Raw genomic sequence first — 16,674 nt, 5'->3', positions numbered from 1 at the left:
GGATCCCGAGAAGTCCTTCAGCGAGCCCTGCAGACGCCCCATCGGCGTACGCGCTCCGGCAACGATGACCGAGACGTTTTCCGTCATGACGGTCTCCTTTCGAATGATTGAGCGGCTCAGACGAGTTCGGGGATTCGGATGTCGAGGGGGGCGCCGGTGGCGGCGGTGACGTCGTCGACCGTGACGCCGGGCGCGAGCTCGACCAGGGCGAGGGTGCCCTCGCCGACCACGTCGATCACGGCGAGGTTGGTGATGATGCGGTTGACGACGCCCTGCCCGGTCAGCGGCAGGCTGCAGGTGGCGACGATCTTCGGATTGCCGTCGCGGTCGGTGTGTTCCATGACGACGATGACCCGGTTCGCGCCGTGCACGAGGTCCATCGCGCCACCCATGCCCTTGACCATCTTGCCGGGCACCATCCAGTTCGCGAGGTCGCCGGTCGCGGAGACCTGCATCCCGCCGAGCACCGCGGTGTCGATGTGTCCGCCGCGAATCATGCCGAACGACAATGCCGAATCGAAGAAAGCGGCACCGGGATTGACGGTGACGGTCTCCTTGCCGGCGTTGATCAGGTCCGGATCGACCGCGTCCTCGGTGGGGTACGGGCCGGTGCCGAGGATCCCGTTCTCCGAGTGCAGGGTGACCCGCACGTCGTCGGTCAGGTAGCCGGGGATCAGGGTCGGCAGGCCGATGCCGAGGTTGACGTACTCGCCGTCGATCATCTCCGCGGCCGCGCGGGCGGCCATCTGGTCGCGGGTCCAGCCGGTGCTCATGCCGAAACTCCTTGGGTGGCGGTGACGGTGCGCTTCTCGATGCGCTTGTTCTGTGGTCCGGTGTGCACGATCCGCTGGACGAACACGCCCGGCAGGTGCACCTGGGCGGGATCGAGGTCGCCGGCGGGGACGAGTTCCTCGACCTGCGCGATCGTGACCTTGCCCGCCATCGCCGCGAGGGGGTTGAAGTTCAGGGCGGTCTTGTCGAAGACCAGGTTGCCGGCGGTGTCGCCGCGGACCGCGTGCACGAGGGCGAAGTCGGCGGTGATGCCGTGCTCCATCACGTACCGCTTGTCGCCGAACTCGCGGGTCTCCTTGACCGGGGACGCGACCGCGACGGAGCCGTCCGGGTGGTAGCGCCAGGGCAGGCCGCCGTCCGCGACGGGGGTCCCGACCCCGGCGGGGGTGAAGAACGCGGGAATGCCGGCGCCGCCCGCGCGGAGGCGCTCGGCGAGGGTGCCCTGCGGGGTCAGTTCGACCTCGAGTTCACCGGAGAGGTACTGGCGCGCGAACTCCTTGTTCTCGCCGACGTACGAGGCGGTGACGCGGCTGATCTGCTTGGCGCCGAGCAGGATTCCGAGGCCGTGGTCGTCGACGCCGCAGTTGTTCGAGAACACCTCGAGGTCGCCGACCCCGGATTCGGCCAGCGCCGCGATCAGGGCGTCGGGGATTCCGCACAGCCCGAACCCGCCGACGGCGATCGTCGCGCCGCCGCCGATGTCGGCGATCGCCTCGGCCGGTGTCGCGAACACTGTCGTACCCATCCGGTGTCCTTTCGCTTGGTGTCGCCCCTGGTTCGCTGGTCGGACGCCGGTTGGCGCGGCGAATCTCGCGGGGGAGGACGCTGGGACCCAGTTAACTGTGCAGGTGACCGGGGTTCAAGGTGTGAGCGCGTCGGGACGGGAACTGCTCGCGGTCCGGACTTCTCACGCCCGTGCGTTCACAGAGTGGACGTATGCTGGGGGAGTGGAGGACAGCCCGAAACCGCACGTCGTCCGTCGGGTCGGCGCACTGCTGCGGGCGATCGCCGCGGCCGATCCCGCCGGTGCGTCGACGTCCGACCTGGCCCGCGCGACCGGCCTGGCCCGGCCGACGGCGCACCGACTGCTGACCTCCCTCGGCGAGGAGGGCCTCGTGGACCGTGACCAGCGGACCGGACGCTGGTCGCTGGGCCCGGAGCTGTACCTGCTCGGGGCGCAGGCGGCCACCCGGTACGACATCAGCGACCTCGCCCGCGACATCCTGCGCGACCTGGCGCGGGAGAGCGGCGAGAGCGCCTTCCTCTCGGCCCGCCGTGGTGACGAGACGGTGTGCATCGCCAGCGAGGAGGGCAGCTTCCCGCTGCGCTCCCACGTTTTGCACGTCGGCCTCCGCCTGCCCCTCGGGGTCGCGTCCGCGGGACTGGTGATCCTCTCGCACCTGCCCGACCGGGAGATCGCCGAGTACCTGGGCAGGCGCGACCTGACCCCCGCCTGGGGTGCCGAACACAGCAGCGACGGCATCCGCGAGCGGGTCGCCGCCACCCGCCTGACCGGGTACTGCGTCAACCCCGGACTGCTGGTCGAGGGCAGCTGGGGCATGGGCGCCGCCGTCTTCGACGCCGCGGGAGCGCCCGCGTGGGCGCTGAGCCTGACCGGGGTCGAGAGCCGCTTCCCGCCCGACCGGCTCGGGGAACTCGGGGAACTGCTGCTGCGGCAGGCGCACGTGCTGACCCAGCGGCTGCGCCGCGGTCGGTGACCCGCACGCCCCGCGCGATGAGTTCGCCGCCCGCGCGGAGTCCAACCTGCAGGGGGCACACTCGTACGAGGAGGCGGGTCGTGGACACTGCACTGGATGTGGAATTCGTCGCAACCCTGGTCAAGAGCCCGAACAAGGGCGGCTGGACCTACCTGGTGTGGCCGGGGTCGGTGGAGTACTTCGGTACCCGCGGCCTGGTGAAGGTCCGCGGCACCGTCGACGGTCACCCGTTCGAGAGTTCGTTCATGGCTCTCGGGGACGGCACCCACAAGCTGCCGGTCAAGGCCGCGGTCCGGGACGCGATCGGCAAACAGGCCGGCGACGCGGTGACGGTGCGGTTGCTGGAACGGCTCGGTTAGGGGCTCACCCGAACGCCCGGCGGCAGTGCGCCAGCAGTTCGCGGAGCGCGGGTCGGCCGGCGTCCTTCCAGGCCAGGCCGAGCAGCGCGGCGGCCGTCACGTCGTCGAGCGTGCGCGCGACGAGGTCGGGTCGGTCGGTGACCATCGACTCGCTCAGCACCGCCACCCCGAGCCCGCGCGCGGCGAGGTCGGCGACGGCGGCGGCCGCGCCCGCCTGCAGCGCGGGCCGGGGCGTGAGTCCCTGCGCGGCGCAGGCGGTGTCGAAGACGGCGCGCAGGCCGGTCCCCGGGGGCATGCACACCAGCGGATATCCGCAGACGGCGCGCAGGGTGACCCGCGGTGATCGCGACAGCGGATGTGCGGCGGGGACCGCGACGACGAGGCGGTCGCGGACGAGCGTGCGGAACTCCAGACCGGCCGGCCGGGCCGCGGCACCGACCAGGGCGAGGTCCAGCGAGCCCGCCCGCACCGCGTCGAGCAGGAGATCCGAATTGTCCTCCCGCAGGGCCAGTTCCACGCCCGGGTGGGCGGCGTGGAACGCGGCCAGTGCGTCGAACAGGGGAGTGACGGTGCAGCCGACGACCATCCCGACGGTCAGTTGCCCGCGGATCAGGTCGGTCACCTCGCCGACGGCCTGACCGAGCGCCTCGGCCGAGGCGAGCGCGGCACGGGCGTGTTCGAGGGCGGCCTTGCCCGCGACGGTGAGGGTCGCGGTCCGGGTCGAGCGGTCGAACAGTTCGGCACCGAGCTCGCGTTCGAGCGCCCGGATCTGTGCGCTGACGCCCGACTGGCTGATGTGCACGCGCTCGGCCGCACGGGTGAAGTTGCGCTCCTCGGCGACCGCGACGAAGTACTCCAGCTGCCTCAGATCCATGACTGAAGATTCTAGTTTCGATCAGAACCAGCTGTTGGACTTCTCGTCGGCCCCCGCGCACGCTTGATGTCGTCCGCAACCGAGGAGGAGAACCGTGTACGAGAAGGCCATGCATCCCGAGGACATCACGCGACTGTTCGTCGAGCGGTCCAACGCCGGCGACGCCGCCGGGGTGGCCGCGCTGTACGAGGAGGACGCGGTGATGGCGTACCCGCCCGGCAGCGTCACCGTCGGCCGCGACGCGATCCGCGCGCTGTGGGAAAGGGTGCTGGCCTCACGGCCGCACTTCGAGCCCGAGGCGCCCCTGCCGACGCTGGTCAGCGGCGATCTCGCCCTGACGTCCACCCCGCCACGCGACGGGACGGGCGCCCGCGCCCAGGTGGTCCGGCGTCAGCCCGACGGCAGCTGGCTGCGGGTCCTCGACCAGCCGGAGTTCGTCGCATCCGCCACGCGTGTGTGAGTGTCACCCCGATGGGGGTGGCACTCACACACCGGCGCGAAGCGCCTCGGAGATCGGGGTCGCGCCGTTGTTGAAGGGGATGGTCCGGCGGACGGTGCCGGGATCGGCCAGGGTCGTGGCGACGACCAGCGCGACGTCCTCGCGGGTCACCGACGTCTCCGCGGGCGTCGGGGCCACCTCGATGTGGCCGGTGCCGGATTCGAGGGTCAGGGTGCCGGGGCCGAGGACCGTCCAGTCCAGCTCGGTGCCGCGCAGGTGCTCGTCCGCCGCGGCCTTCGCCTCCGCGTACGCGAAGAACGAATTGTCCTTCGGGACACCGTGATCGGGTCGCGATCCGAGGTACGAGACCATCACGTACCGGCGCACCCCGGCAGCCGCGGCGGCGTCCATCGAGCGGATCGCGGCGTCGCGGTCCACGGCGTAGGTGCGGGCCGGGTTGCCGCCGCCGGCGCCGGCGGACCACACGACCGCGTCGTGCCCGCGCAGCACGTCGGCGATCCGGTCGGCGGACAGGGACTCGACGTCCGCGACGACCGCGTGCGCACCGGCGGCCTCGACGTCCGCGGCATGGTCGGGAGTCCGGATCAGTGCGGTCACGTCGTCGCCGCGTCCGCTCAGGATCCGCTCCAGGTGCAGGGCCACCTTGCCGTGCCCACCGATGACGACCACGCGTGCCATGAGCGTTCCCTTCCCGCAGGAGTTCGCGACATCGCCCGCCACGCTACCCGCATGCCGAACCGCTCTACCGCAGCGCGCTGCCCGCCAGCCACGTGTTCCACGGCACGCCCCAGTCGCCGTTCTGCCACACCTCGAGCGGCGCGCCGCCGGTGTTGCGGACCTCGACGACGTCGCCGGGCTGCGCGAAGTTGAAGAACCACTGGGCGTTCGACGGGCTCAGATTCAGGCAGCCGTGGGAGACGTTCGTGTTGCCCTGCGCCCACACCGTCGACGCGAGCTCGTGCAGGTAGATGCCGTCGGTGCTGATCCGGGTGGCCCAGTTGATCGACTCCTTGTAGCCGAGCCGCGAGTTGATCGGCAGACCGTAGGTCGAGGAGTCCATGATCACCGGGTTCGACTTGTCCATCACCGTGTAGGTGCCCGGCTGCGTCCAGAACGAGAGCGTGGTGTTGCCGATCGTCTCGGTGCCTCCACGGCCCATCGACGTGGGCATCTCCCGCACCACCCGGCCGTTCTCGTAGACGGTGACCATCTTGGTGTTGTCGTCGGCGATCGAGACGTGCGAGTCGCCGATCCGGAACGAGACCTTCTCGTCCTGCTGGCCGTACAGGCCCTTGCCCAGTTGGGTGCCGTAGATCTTCGCGTCGACCGACACCGTCGTGCCGGGCGCGTAGTACTGCTGCGGCCGCCAGTGCGCGTTCTGGTCGTCGAGCCAGTACCAGGACCCCTGCACCGGGGGAGTGGTGGTGACCGTCATCGCCTTCTCGGCGGCGGCGCGGTCGCCGATCTCCTCGTCGAAGTGCGCCACGACGACGAGCCCGACGCCGTACGTTCCGCCGTCGGAGATCGACTGCCCGCCGGTGGTGTTCAGGTACACCCGGGTCTGGTTGTTCGGCGCGAGGGTGGTGAAGGTGGTGTCCTTCGTCGTCGTCAGACCCTGCGCGTCGACCGCCTCCGCGACCAGGTGGTAGGTCTTGCCGTAGCCGAGGGGCTCGCCGGGCTTCCACGACGTCCGGTCGGGCGTGGTGATGCCGGTGACGACCTTGCCGTCGGGATTGGTCAGCGTGACCGACGTCAGTGTTCCCTGCGTGACGTCGACGCGGATCGGGCTCAGCGGGTTCACCGGCGCCGTCGTGTCGGCCGGGGTGAAGCCGATCGCCGCCGCGGACGTCCGGGTGGTCGACACGGGGCCCGCACTGCCGTCGGTCCGACCGCCCGACGAGATCGTGCACCCTCCCACCGCCAGCATCGTCGCCAGGACGCAGCTCACGACCAGGGAGCGCCGCAGGCGCGCAATCATCATGCCTCCTCGAAATACGAGCGGACACGATGCCCCGCACGTCGGATACCACCAGGATATCGGCGCACCCGGCCCAGATGTTTCGGCCACCGGCCCGCAGCCCGGTGCATCCGGCCTCGGGACGGTCGGTGGGGCGGGCGCACGACCGCGCCCGGGTGCGATACGCGCGTCGCGCGTATCGCACCCGGGCGGGCCGGCGTGCCGGTCCATTGATCGCGAATTCCGATCACCCTGTTCGGCATTCGATATTGGACTTCGCCGACCGGACGCGGTTTCGTGGCAGACGAGTTCCTGCTCGAATGGCCCGCCGTCCGTGGCGATCGCCGCGGCGGTCGCGGTCGCGGACGGTCCGAGGCCACGTCTGCGGGTTCCGCGGCAGTGCCGGGCGAGGTGATCAGGGCGGTCATCCCGAACCCTCTGGTCGACACGTGAGGAACGACATGCACGAACTACTGCACATCGACACGGTCGGCCCGGACGAGTTCCGGGGCCGGTGCGCGGAGGGCTCGCCCGGTCGGGCCTACGGTGGTCACCTGGCCGCGCAGGCGCTGGCCGCCGCCCAGCGCACCGTCCGGGAGGGCCGGGCGGTGCACTCGCTGCACGGCTACTTCCTGAGCCCGGGCCGTCCGGAGGCCGAGGTCCGGTACGTCGTGCGGCGGCTCCGGGACGGAAAATCCTACGACCTGCGCGAGGTCACCGCCTGGCAGCAGTCGGACGCCGTCTTCACGATGACGGCATCGTTCAAGGTGCCGGAGTACGGCCCGCCCCGGCACGCACCGATGCCGGACACGCCCCCGCCCGATCTGCTCGCCGAGCGCGGTGCCGGACCCGATCGGACCTGGACGAACGTCGGCGAGCGCTCCGCGGTCGGCCGGGGCGTCGTGTTCCGGCCCGTTCACACCGGCTCCGGGTCCGGCGTGCCCGGCGAGTCCCGGCGCTCCCTCTGGGTCCGGGCCGCCGGGCAGCTGGGCGCCGATCCCGGCGCGCACGCGTGCGCCCTCACCTTCCTGTCGGACATGGCCCTGGCGCGGACCGCGGCCGTCGCTCATTCACCCGCGGCGGCGCGGGACCCGTCGACGATGTTCACCACCTCGCTCGACCACGCGATCTGGTTCCACCGTCCGTGCCGTGCCGACCAGTGGCTGCTCTACACCCAGAGCAGCCGCGCGTCCGGTGACGGGCGAGGACTGAGCACCGGCGAGATGTGGAGTCGGCAGGGCGAGCTGATCGCGACGACCACCCAGGAAGTTGTGCTGCGCGAACGTCGCGGGGCGGCACCGGACCCCGCCGCCGCGGGCTGATCGCCGAGTCGCGCGGGACGGCCGCGCCGGGAGCGGGCAGCGACGCGCACGAGGGCGTGACGGCCTTCCTCGAGAAGCGGCCGGTCGCGTTCGCGGACCGTCGGAGCCGACCCGGCCGCGATCTTCCCGGAGCGGTGCGGATCTGTGAAGAATGTTGCTGCACAGCGGATTCAGATCAAGGTTGCCGCGGCTCCGGCGAGAGTCTCGGTGAGACCCGGGGGAGGGGGTGGTCCCTGCTCGGGGACTCGCGGAGCCGGTGGGTTTGACATCGCGGCGACCGGTCTGCCATTCTCGCTGCAGGTTATGAGTGCCAGCGTGTAGCCCCGGCTTGCTGGCCGGCAACCCTCCGCCGCGGTGGGGTGCCCCGGGTGACGACCTGGCCGTGATTCCAACTCCGGGCACGGCAAGCGCGGACTCGATGCACCACCTCCTCACGCACGGGTCCCTTGACGTAAGGGATGACGCCATGACCGCTGTACTCGACACCACCCTCGCCTCCGTCGACGTCCGCGCTGAGAGCTGTTCCAGCACAGGTCCTTTCGCTCCAGTGTGTGGTTCCGACCTGCGCGCGCCGCTGCGCGACGGAACGACCGTCACCTACGCGAACTTCGACTACGCCGCCAGCGCGCCTGCCCTGTCCGCGGTCGCGGAGCGGGTCCAGTCGCTGCTGCCGTTCTACGCCAGCGTGCACCGCGGCGCCGGCTACGCCTCCCAGGTGTGCACCGAACGGTACGAGGGTGCCCGCGACGTGGTCGCGGACTTCGTCGGTGCCCGCGCCGACGACGTCGTGGTCTTCACCCGCAACACCACCGACGCGCTGAACCTGCTCGCGTCGTGCGTGCCCGGCGAGACCGTCGTCCTGGACATCGAGCATCACGCGAACCTGTTGTCGTGGAAGCGAAACGGCGCCCGGGTCGTCGAGTCTGCCGGGACCGTCGAGGAGACGATCCAGCGGATCGTCGCGGAACTCTGCACGCGTCCGGCCGCACTGCTCGCCGTCACCGGGGCGTCGAACGTCACCGGCGAGGTGCTGCCGATCGCCCGCCTGGCCCGGATCGCGCACGAGTGCGGCGCCCGGATCCTCGTCGACGCCGCCCAGCTGCTGCCGCACCGTCGCGTCGACATCGCCGAACTCGGCGTCGACTACCTCGCGTTCTCCGGTCACAAGCTGTACGCCCCGTTCGGTGCGGGTGCGCTCGTCGGTCGCGCCGACTGGCTCGACGCCGCCGAGCCCTACCTCGCCGGCGGCGGCGCCACCAAGAACGTCGAGATCGACTCCGTGCAGTGGGCCGCCGCCCCGCAGCGGCACGAGGCGGGCACCCCGAACGTGCTCGGTGCCGTCGCGATCGCCGCCGCATGCGAGGCGCTCGCCGGGTTCGACGCGGTCGCCGCGCAGCAGCACGAGCGGGAACTGTGCGACCGGCTCACCGCGGGCCTCGGCGCCGTCGACGGCGTCCAGGTGCTGCGCATCTGGCCGGACTCCCCGGACTCCGTCGGCATCGTGACCTTCACGGTCGCGGGAGCCGAACCGCGCGAGGTCGCGACGTTCCTGTCGGACGGGTACGGGATCGGCGTCCGTGACGGCCGGTTCTGCGCGCACCCGCTGCTGTCGCGGCTCGGGCACGTCGAGGGTGCGGTGCGGGCCAGCCTCGGCCTCGGCAGCAGCGGCGCCGACGTCGACCGGCTGATCGCCGCGGTCGCCGAGTTCGTTCGCGGGCGTGCGGCGGGCGACCCGCGCTAGCATCGATGCCATGACTTCGGCGACGGCAGCGGCGGCAGGCGGGCACTGGTCCCGTCGGCACGTCGACCTCTGCCGCACCGCGTCGTGTGCGTGTCCGGTCTGACCTACGTCACACCAGACCCGTTCACCCGCACCACATCCGAGGTACAGTCATGTCCCAGATCAGCACCCGGCCGCTGCACGTGGCCGTCGAACTCTCCGGCGCCGGCCACCACCCGGCCGCCGCGTCGCACACCGATTTCCGCGTCCCGCCCGGGCTCAGCGACTACTGGGTCCAGCTCACCGGCCCCGCGCTCGACCTCGACGCCCCGGGCTCGGTGGTCCGGACCCGCGCCACCGATCTCGGTCAGGCGCGGCGCGCGCGTGATGCCGCCCGCGCCCGCGCCGCGCGGGACGGGCGCGACCCCGACACGATCTCCGTTCTGCTCGACGTCGAGGTGCTGCTCGCCGACGATCACCGCGCGGCCCGGCTCGAGCTGGCGCGGCTCGATACCGGCCTTGCCGAACCCCGTGTCCCGGAGTCGATCTCGTACACGGGAACCGCGGCGGGGCTGGCCGGGTTGCTCGCCGACATCCGCGCGGCCGGGGTCGCGGACGGGGCCACCCTGTTGCCGCTGGTCCTGCCGAAGGTGCTCGACCGGGTCGTCGACGACGTGCTCCCCGTGCTGCACGACGCCGGCGTGACCCGGCCGTCCGCGGTGCTCGGCGAGGTCCTCGGACGGTTCGGGCTGTCGGTCGCACTGCTCGCCTCCTGACATCCGGGGGCGGGGCACCTCCGGTGGGTGCCCCGTCGCCCGGCCGGGTCACTCGACGTCGATCTCGAGACCGGCCGTGATCCGCACCAGCTCGCGGAACGTCGTCCGGAACACCGTGTTCGGGTGGCCCGCCGCCGCCCACAGCTCGGGGTACGCCTCCAGCGCGGTGTCGACGAACGTCGACAGGTTCGTCGGATGTCCGACCGGCGCGACCCCGCCGAGGGGCTGGCCCGTGACCTCCCGCACCACGTCCGCGGGCGCCCGCGTCAACGTGCCGTCGAGGCGTTTGCCGGTGCGCTCGGTGTCGACCTCGTGGGCGCCCGACACCAACAGCAGCACCGGTTCGTCGTCGAGCAGGAACACCAGCGACTTCGTGATCGCGCCGACCTCGACGCCGAGTGCCGCGGCCGCCTCGGCGGCCGTGTGGGTGGGCTGGTCCTGCGTGACCACCACCCCGTGGTGGCCCCGCGCGATCAGCGTCCTCGCGACGTGCGCCGCGTTCGGATGCAGTGTCCTCGCCATGACTCACCATATGACCGGGCGGCGTCGTTCGCTCGGCATACGGCCACGATCACTCGGCGCCGCCGGCCGCGCCGCTCACCCGGCGCGGCGCGCGCGGTGGCGGGCGGTGCAGCCGAACACGAGCGCGAGGCCGACCGCGGCGTAGAGCAGCAGCGTGCCGATCGGCTGTCCGGCGCCCGTGCCGTGGAAGTAGACGATGCTGCGCACGCCCTCGGTGCCCGCGCCGGGGGTGATCCACCGGCCGATCGCCGCGTAGAACGTGGGCAGCACGTTGGACCCGAACGCCCCACCGGCACTGGGATTTCCGAGCACCACGAAGAGCAGGATCGCGAGCGGGACGGCGAGGATGCCGAGCGCCGCCCGCAACCCCATCGTGAACATGCCGGTCCCGAAGACCACACCGGCGCCGAGCAGCGACAACGGCAGCAGGTGTCCGGTGAAGGTGCCGAGCAGCTGCGTGGCGATCAGCGCGCCGAGGAACCCCGACGCGGCCGCGTAACCGGCCATCAGCGCGGTGTGCACCCCGGCCTCGCGCAGCGTGCGCGGCGCCCCGATCACCAAGCCGATCGCGGCGGCCAGCAGGTACCCACCGACCACCCAGCCGATCGACAGGTAGAACCCGGACAGGCCGCGGTTGTCGTGCATGCCGACCGGTTTCTCGTCGCGAACCACGAACGTGCGCCCGGTGGTCGCACCGGCCGCCGTGAAGGTGCCCTCGAGTGCGGTCGCCGCGGAACTGCCCGCCGCGCTCGCGGTGATCAACGTGTCGGGGCCGGAGCCGGCCACGACATATCCGCCCATGACCTGACGGTCCGCGATCAGGGTGCGCACCTCGTAGGTGTTCGCGGCGACCCGGGCCGAGACGGGATGACCGTCGATCCCGTTCAGCCGGTCGACGACCTGCTGGTCGACCCCGGCCGGCAGCCCCGGCTCGGCGACGACCGCGATCGGGATGTCGCGCGGGGTGGGCTGGTGGAAGGCGGCGACGTAGCTGGTGATGAAGCCGAGCTGGAGCAGCAGGACCCCGACCGTGACCGCGATCAGGAGCTGACGCGTGCTGTAGCGGTCGGTCGGACTGGTGGACCGGTGCGGCTCGGGCCCGGCCGCGTCGGCGGCCGGAGCGTCGACATCGGTGATGGTCATGCGGGTTGTTCTCCCTGTCGCGCGGTTGTCGATACCCAGAGTATTGAATACCGTAGGTATCGGAGATGGGAGGTTCGACGTGGAATCTGAGGCGAACGCAACACCGGCGGCGGGTCCGGTGCCGGCGTCACAGGAGGATCGGGCCGTGCTGTCGCGTCCGTCCCGGGGCGAGGTCCGGCGCCGTCTCCTCGACGCCGCGGCCGAGGAGTTCGCCGAGCACGGCTTCGTCGCCGCCCGGCTCACCGAGATCGCCCGCCGGGCCGGTTTCACCAAGGGTGCCGTCTACTCCAACTTCGAGTCCAAGCAGGACCTGTTCGCCGAACTGTTCACCGAACGCGCCCTCGAGGTCGCCGGCCGGGTGCTCGGCGAGATCGCCGGCCTCGACGTCACCGACGCGGCGGGCCGCAGCGGCGCGACGATCAGCAGCTGGCTGGTCGGTGACCCCGGCTGGGCGCTGCTGGTCCTCGAATTCGGTGTCCAGGCCGCCCGCGAACCCCGGATCGCCGAGGCGTACCTGCGGGAACGACGCGCCCTGCGCGCCCAACTCGAGGACCTCGTCGCCGAGCGCGCGGCCGAGTGGGGCATCGCGGACCGGGTCGACGCCCGCACCGTCGCGATCGCCCTGATGGCGCTGATCTCGGGGCTGATGCTCGAGCACGCCGTCGACCCCGAGCAGGTCGACCAGCGGGCCGTGCAGACGGCGGTGTCCGGGTTCTTCGCCGGCGCCTTCGCCCGCGACTGACTCGACCGCGGGGAAGCCGGACGCCGCACGGTGCGGTTACTCTCGAGTAATGACTCGAGATGCCTGGAAGGCCTTCACCGTCGAAATCAAGGACCACGTCGCCCGGGTGACGCTGATCGGTCCCGGCAAGGGCAACGCGATGGGCCCCGACTTCTGGAGCGAACTGGGGCCGCTGTTCACCGAGCTCGACGCCGACCCCGAGGTCCGCGCGGTCGTGCTCGCCGGCGCGGGCAGGAACTTCTCGTTCGGTCTGGACCTCCCGGCGATGGCCCCGATGATGGCGCCGGTGCTCGGGGACAAGGCCCAGGCCGCGCCGCGCACCACGTTCCACGGGAACATCAAGGACATGCAGCGCGGCATCAACGCGGTCGCCGACTGCCGCAAGCCGGTCGTCGCCGCGATCCAGGGCTGGTGCATCGGCGGCGGCGTCGACCTGATCTCCGCGGCCGACATCCGCTACGCCAGCGCCGACGCCAAGTTCAGCATCCGTGAGGTCAAGGTCGCGATCGTCGCCGACATGGGCAGCTTCGCCCGCCTGCCCCGCATCATCGGCGACGGTCACCTGCGGGAGCTCGCGCTGACCGGCAAGGACGTCGACGCCGCCCGCGCGGAGAAGATCGGCCTTGTCAACGACGTGTACGCCGACGCGGACGCGGTGCTCGAGGCCGCGCACGCCACGGCCGCCGAGATCGCCGCCAACCCGCCGCTGGTGGTGCAGGGCATCAAGGACGTGCTCGACCACAGCCGCAGCGCCGAGGTCGACGACAGCCTGCGTTACGTCGCGGCGTGGAACGCGGCGTTCCTGCCGTCGGAGGACATCGGCGAGGCGATGGCCGCCGTGTTCCAGAAGCGTGACCCCGAGTTCAAGGGACGCTGACCGGACACCGATCGTGACGAGGGGGGAGCCTTCGACCGGGCCGGCCGGTGAAGGCTTCCCCCCGTCGGGGGCCGGGCGGCCAAAGGGACGGTAAACGCCGCGTTCTCGGTTGCCCGAGCGGCCGCATCACGGACATACTTGCGGGCATCAAGTAGTTGAATGACGCACGCAAGGAGTCGACCATGACGCCCGAAGAGGTGGAACCTCTCGCGGACGAGATCGGCAATTACCTGGTCCGCCTGCAACGGGTGCGCGACCGGACGATCGCACACGCCAAGGCCACCGACGGCATCGACCCGGCCGCATACGCCTGCCTGTTCCGGCTGATCAACGACGGCCCGATGCGATCCGGGGCGCTCGCCGAGGCCATGTACTCGGACCCGTCGACGGTGAGCAGGCAGGTCGCGCAGCTGGTCGACCGCGGTCACGTCGAGCGTCGGGCCGACCCGACGGACGGCCGGGCCAGCGTCCTCGCCGTCACCGACTCGGGCCGCGCGGCCGCGGGCCGGATCCGCGCGTTGCGCAACGAGAAGCTCGGTTGGCTGCTCGCCGACTGGCCACTGCAGGATCTCCAGGAATTCGCGCGGTTGATGGACCGGTTCGTCTCCGACTACGAACTCGCGCGTCCGACGTTCGCCGCCACGGAACCCGGAACGAGGGCCCCCCGATGAGCCACGCCACCCCCAGCACCAACGTCGAGAACGTCCGGCAGGAGGGGGTGTTCAGCCACCGGGAGATCCTGGTGATCCTCTCCGGTCTGATGCTGGGCATGTTCCTCGCGGCGCTCGACCAGACGATCGTCTCCACCGCGATCCGGACGATCGCCGACGACCTCAACGGCTATTCGCTGCAGGCCTGGGTGACCACCGCGTACCTGATCACCGCGACACTGGCCACGCCACTGTACGGCAAGCTCTCCGACATGTACGGCCGCAAGCCGTTCTTCATGGCCGCGATCATCATCTTCGTGCTCGGCTCGTTGCTGTGCACGATGGCCCAGACCATGTACATGCTCGCGGCGTTCCGCGCGTTCCAGGGTCTCGGCGCCGGCGGCCTGATGTCGCTGGCGCTGGCCATCCTCGGCGACATCGTCGGTCCGCGTGATCGCGCGAAGTACCAGGGTTACTTCCTGGCCGTCTTCGGCACCTCCAGCGTGCTCGGCCCGGTGCTCGGCGGCTTGCTCGCCGGCCAGGACTCGATCCTCGGCATCGAGGGCTGGCGTTGGGTCTTCCTGGTGAACGTCCCGATCGGCATGTTCGCACTCGCCGTGGTCTATCGCGTCCTGCACCTGCCCAAGGTGCACAAGCCCGGCGTGCGGATCGACTGGTGGGGCGCGCTGGTGCTCGCGATCGGCATCGTCCCGCTGCTGATCGTGGCCGAGCAGGGCCGCGAATGGGGGTGGGGGAGCACCGCATCGGTGAGCTGCTACGTGATCGGCGCCGTCGGTGTGATCGGCTTCGTGTTCGTCGAGAAGAGCATGCGCGACGCGGCGCTGATCCCGCTGCGGATGTTCCGCAACTCCACTTTTGCGCTCGGCGTGGTGATCTCGATCGTGGTGGGCGCGGCCATGTTCGGCGGCATCTCACTGCTGCCGCAGTACCTGCAGGTGGTCCGCGGGTCCAGTCCGACCCTCGCCGGGCTGCAGATGCTGCCGATGGTGCTCGGACTGATGATCGGATCCATCACCTCCGGTCAGCTCATCGCGAAGACCGGGCACTACCGGATCTTCCCGCTGGTCGGCGCGAGCATGCTGACGCTCGGCATGTTCCTGCTGCACTTCGTGCAGGCGGACTCGCCGCTGCCGGTGGTGATGATGTTCATGGTGATCACCGGCTTCGGGCTCGGCAACCTGATGCAGCCGCTGACCCTGGCCATCCAGAACGCGCTGCCCCCGCAGGACATGGGTGTGTCCACCGCCGCCGCGACGTTCTTCCGGCAGATCGGCGGCACCCTGGGTGTCGCGGTGTTCCTGTCGATCCTGTTCGCGCAGCTCACCCCGAACATCACCAGCCAGTTGCAGTCCGCTGCACAGGATCCGGCCTTCCAGCAGGCGGTCGTCGCGGGTGCGCACAGCACGAACCCCGCCGACGTCGCGCTGGCCACCGGCCTGGCGACTCACGACACCTCGGCCGCGGCCGGCGTGCTCCAGGACAGCTCGGTGATTCAGCAGCTCAGCCCCATCCTGGCCCAGCCGTTCAAGGTCGGGTTCGCGGACTCGATGTCGGTGGTGTTCCTGACGGTCACCGTGATCGCGCTGCTCGCGTTGGTTCTCGTCGCGTTCTGGAAGGAGGTGCCGCTGCGCACCGCCGGCGGACTCGCGGCGGCGCGACAGGAATCGGACGGATCGCCGGACTAGGCCCGTCCGTCGGGGCGCGCCGAGCCGCGGAGGCGGACGAGCATCTTTCCGGTGTTGGCGCCGCGCAGCACGCCCAGGAAGGCGTCGGGTGCCCGTTCGATGCCTTCGACCACGGTCTCCTCCGTGGTCAGCGTCCCGGCGGCGAGCCAGCCGGCGGCGAGCGGCACGTACTTGGGGAACAGGTGGAGGTACGAGCTGACGAGCATCCCGCGCAGGGTGAGCTCCTTCGCCGCGGCCTGGAACAGATTGGTGGGTCCCGGAACCGGCGCGGTGGCGTTGTAGGTGCTGATCGCGCCGACCATCGCGATCCGGCCACCGATGCGGGCCGCGGCGATGGCGGCCTCGAGGTGATCGCCGCCCACGCTGTCGAGGTAGACGTCGATGCCGTCCGGGGCGGCGTCGACGAGCCGCTCGGCGAGCTTGCCCTCGCGGTGGTCGATCGCGACGTCGTAGCCGAAGTCGGTGGTGAGCCTGCGGGCCTTGTCGGGCCCGCCCGCCGAGCCGATCACGGTGGCGGCGCCGAGCTTGCGGGCGATCTGGCCGGCCACCGTGCCGACCGCGCCGGCGGCACCCGAGATGTACACGACATCACCCTCCCGGACCGGGGCGATCTCGGTGAGCGCCGTGTACGCGGTCAGACCGGTGGTGCCGAGGACCCCGAGGTAGGCCTGGGCCGGGGCGAGGGTGGTGTCGACGACGGTGGCATCGGTCGCGTCGAGAACCGCGTACTCGCGCCACCCGAGGAAGTGCGACACGGTCGCCCCGACGTGCACCGAGTCGGAGCGTGAGGCGATCACCTCGCCGACCGCGCCGCCGTCGAGGGCTGCGCCGAGCGCGAACGGCGGGATGTACGACTCGGCGTCGTCCATCCGTCCGCGCATGTACGGGTCGACGGACATCCAGGTGTTGCGGACCAGGATCTGGCCCTCGGCGGGCTCGGGCACCGCGGTCTCGACCAGTTCGAAGTCGTCCCGCGCCGGCTCGCCGATGGGGCGGGAGGCGAGGCGGATCTCGCGGCCGGTGAGCGAGGCGGCGGCGATCGGGTTCATGGTGGTC

At 71.2% G+C, this 16,674-nt stretch carries 19 protein-coding genes and 1 riboswitch; of the genes, 11 read left to right on the top strand and 8 right to left on the bottom strand.

The window, feature by feature from the left end; translation table 11 throughout:
- Window positions 1–116 precede the first annotated feature (116 nt).
- The gene (locus tag ABD951_RS27550; protein ID WP_345353213.1) at window positions 117–773 is read right to left on the bottom strand and encodes a 3-oxoacid CoA-transferase subunit B; all 657 of its coding nucleotides are present in this window, start codon (window positions 771–773) and stop codon (window positions 117–119) included.
- Window positions 770–1,537, bottom strand: a complete 768-nt coding sequence (locus ABD951_RS27545; protein ID WP_345353211.1) for a CoA transferase subunit A — start codon at window positions 1,535–1,537, stop codon at window positions 770–772. Before ABD951_RS27545 ends, ABD951_RS27550 begins: the two co-directional genes overlap by 4 nt.
- 202 nt (window positions 1,538–1,739) lie before the next feature.
- Between ABD951_RS27545 and ABD951_RS27540 the strand changes: the two genes are divergently transcribed.
- On the top strand, window positions 1,740–2,510 hold the full coding sequence (locus tag ABD951_RS27540) for an IclR family transcriptional regulator (protein WP_345353209.1): 771 nt from the start codon (window positions 1,740–1,742) through the stop codon (window positions 2,508–2,510).
- An 80-nt stretch (window positions 2,511–2,590) separates the two neighbouring features.
- The gene (locus tag ABD951_RS27535) at window positions 2,591–2,869 is read left to right on the top strand and encodes a DUF1905 domain-containing protein (protein ID WP_345353207.1); all 279 of its coding nucleotides are present in this window, start codon (window positions 2,591–2,593) and stop codon (window positions 2,867–2,869) included.
- A gap of 4 nt (window positions 2,870–2,873) precedes the next feature.
- On the opposite strand, the gene ABD951_RS27530 is transcribed toward ABD951_RS27535, so the two are convergent.
- A complete protein-coding gene (locus ABD951_RS27530; RefSeq protein ID WP_345353205.1) occupies window positions 2,874–3,743 on the bottom strand; it encodes a LysR family transcriptional regulator in 870 nt (289 codons plus the stop codon).
- Window positions 3,744–3,852: 109 nt separating this feature from the next.
- Between ABD951_RS27530 and ABD951_RS27525 the strand changes: the two genes are divergently transcribed.
- Entirely contained in the window at window positions 3,853–4,203 is a 351-nt protein-coding gene (locus tag ABD951_RS27525) for a YybH family protein (protein ID WP_345353281.1), read from the top strand.
- Window positions 4,204–4,227: 24 nt separating this feature from the next.
- Here ABD951_RS27525 and ABD951_RS27520 read toward each other — a convergent pair whose 3' ends face one another.
- Together ABD951_RS27520 and ABD951_RS27515 are read right to left on the bottom strand one after the other, a co-directional pair.
- Window positions 4,228–4,881 (bottom strand): SDR family oxidoreductase, encoded by a 654-nt coding sequence (locus ABD951_RS27520; RefSeq protein ID WP_345353203.1) that lies wholly within the window; start codon window positions 4,879–4,881, stop codon window positions 4,228–4,230.
- Window positions 4,882–4,945: 64 nt separating this feature from the next.
- A complete protein-coding gene (locus tag ABD951_RS27515; protein ID WP_345353279.1) occupies window positions 4,946–6,181 on the bottom strand; it encodes a L,D-transpeptidase in 1,236 nt (411 codons plus the stop codon).
- A 440-nt stretch (window positions 6,182–6,621) separates the two neighbouring features.
- On the opposite strand from ABD951_RS27515, the gene ABD951_RS27510 reads away from it, so the two are divergent.
- The 4 genes from ABD951_RS27510 to ABD951_RS27500 all read left to right on the top strand — a co-directional run bounded on the left by ABD951_RS27510 (window position 6,622) and on the right by ABD951_RS27500 (window position 9,978).
- Window positions 6,622–7,482, top strand: coding sequence for an acyl-CoA thioesterase (locus ABD951_RS27510; protein ID WP_345353201.1), 861 nt, complete (start codon window positions 6,622–6,624; stop codon window positions 7,480–7,482).
- 299 nt (window positions 7,483–7,781) lie between these two features.
- Window positions 7,782–7,898, top strand: a riboswitch (SAM riboswitch).
- Between the two features lie 50 nt (window positions 7,899–7,948).
- The gene (locus ABD951_RS27505) at window positions 7,949–9,223 is read left to right on the top strand and encodes an aminotransferase class V-fold PLP-dependent enzyme (protein ID WP_345353199.1); all 1,275 of its coding nucleotides are present in this window, start codon (window positions 7,949–7,951) and stop codon (window positions 9,221–9,223) included.
- A 10-nt stretch (window positions 9,224–9,233) separates the two neighbouring features.
- Entirely contained in the window at window positions 9,234–9,326 is a 93-nt protein-coding gene (locus ABD951_RS28765) for a putative leader peptide (protein WP_425569975.1), read from the top strand.
- Between the two features lie 49 nt (window positions 9,327–9,375).
- Complete coding sequence (locus ABD951_RS27500; protein WP_345353197.1) at window positions 9,376–9,978, top strand: hypothetical protein; 603 nt, start codon at window positions 9,376–9,378, stop codon at window positions 9,976–9,978.
- Window positions 9,979–10,026: 48 nt separating this feature from the next.
- Here ABD951_RS27500 and ABD951_RS27495 read toward each other — a convergent pair whose 3' ends face one another.
- Window positions 10,027–10,500 carry a YbaK/EbsC family protein gene (locus tag ABD951_RS27495; RefSeq protein WP_345353195.1) on the bottom strand — a complete coding sequence of 158 codons (474 nt, stop codon included), beginning with the start codon at window positions 10,498–10,500 and terminating at the stop codon, window positions 10,027–10,029.
- Window positions 10,501–10,575: 75 nt separating this feature from the next.
- Complete coding sequence (locus tag ABD951_RS27490) at window positions 10,576–11,643, bottom strand: hypothetical protein (RefSeq protein ID WP_345353193.1); 1,068 nt, start codon at window positions 11,641–11,643, stop codon at window positions 10,576–10,578.
- Between the two features lie 145 nt (window positions 11,644–11,788).
- Between ABD951_RS27490 and ABD951_RS27485 the strand changes: the two genes are divergently transcribed.
- The 4 genes from ABD951_RS27485 to ABD951_RS27470 all read left to right on the top strand — a co-directional run bounded on the left by ABD951_RS27485 (window position 11,789) and on the right by ABD951_RS27470 (window position 15,618).
- Complete coding sequence (locus ABD951_RS27485; RefSeq protein ID WP_345353191.1) at window positions 11,789–12,385, top strand: TetR/AcrR family transcriptional regulator; 597 nt, start codon at window positions 11,789–11,791, stop codon at window positions 12,383–12,385.
- Window positions 12,386–12,434: 49 nt separating this feature from the next.
- The gene (locus ABD951_RS27480; RefSeq protein WP_345353189.1) at window positions 12,435–13,262 is read left to right on the top strand and encodes a crotonase/enoyl-CoA hydratase family protein; all 828 of its coding nucleotides are present in this window, start codon (window positions 12,435–12,437) and stop codon (window positions 13,260–13,262) included.
- A 182-nt stretch (window positions 13,263–13,444) separates the two neighbouring features.
- Window positions 13,445–13,933, top strand: a complete 489-nt coding sequence (locus tag ABD951_RS27475; RefSeq protein ID WP_345353187.1) for a MarR family winged helix-turn-helix transcriptional regulator — start codon at window positions 13,445–13,447, stop codon at window positions 13,931–13,933.
- Window positions 13,930–15,618, top strand: a complete 1,689-nt coding sequence (locus tag ABD951_RS27470) for an MDR family MFS transporter (RefSeq protein ID WP_345353185.1) — start codon at window positions 13,930–13,932, stop codon at window positions 15,616–15,618. The genes ABD951_RS27475 and ABD951_RS27470 overlap by 4 nt, the downstream gene beginning before the upstream one ends.
- Here the strand turns inward: ABD951_RS27470 and ABD951_RS27465 are convergent.
- Window positions 15,615–16,667: an NADP-dependent oxidoreductase gene (locus ABD951_RS27465; protein ID WP_425569974.1), complete on the bottom strand. Its 1,053-nt coding sequence runs from the start codon at window positions 16,665–16,667 to the stop codon at window positions 15,615–15,617. The genes ABD951_RS27470 and ABD951_RS27465 overlap by 4 nt on opposite strands.
- Between the last annotated feature and the right edge of the window lie 7 nt (window positions 16,668–16,674).

This window comes from Rhodococcus olei, from assembly GCF_039540555.1.
In the GTDB taxonomy this organism is placed as follows: Bacteria; Actinomycetota; Actinomycetes; order Mycobacteriales; family Mycobacteriaceae; genus Rhodococcus_G; species Rhodococcus_G olei.
Note: the sequence above shows the minus strand (reverse complement) of the source record. Positions and strands in the feature narration are given on the sequence as shown.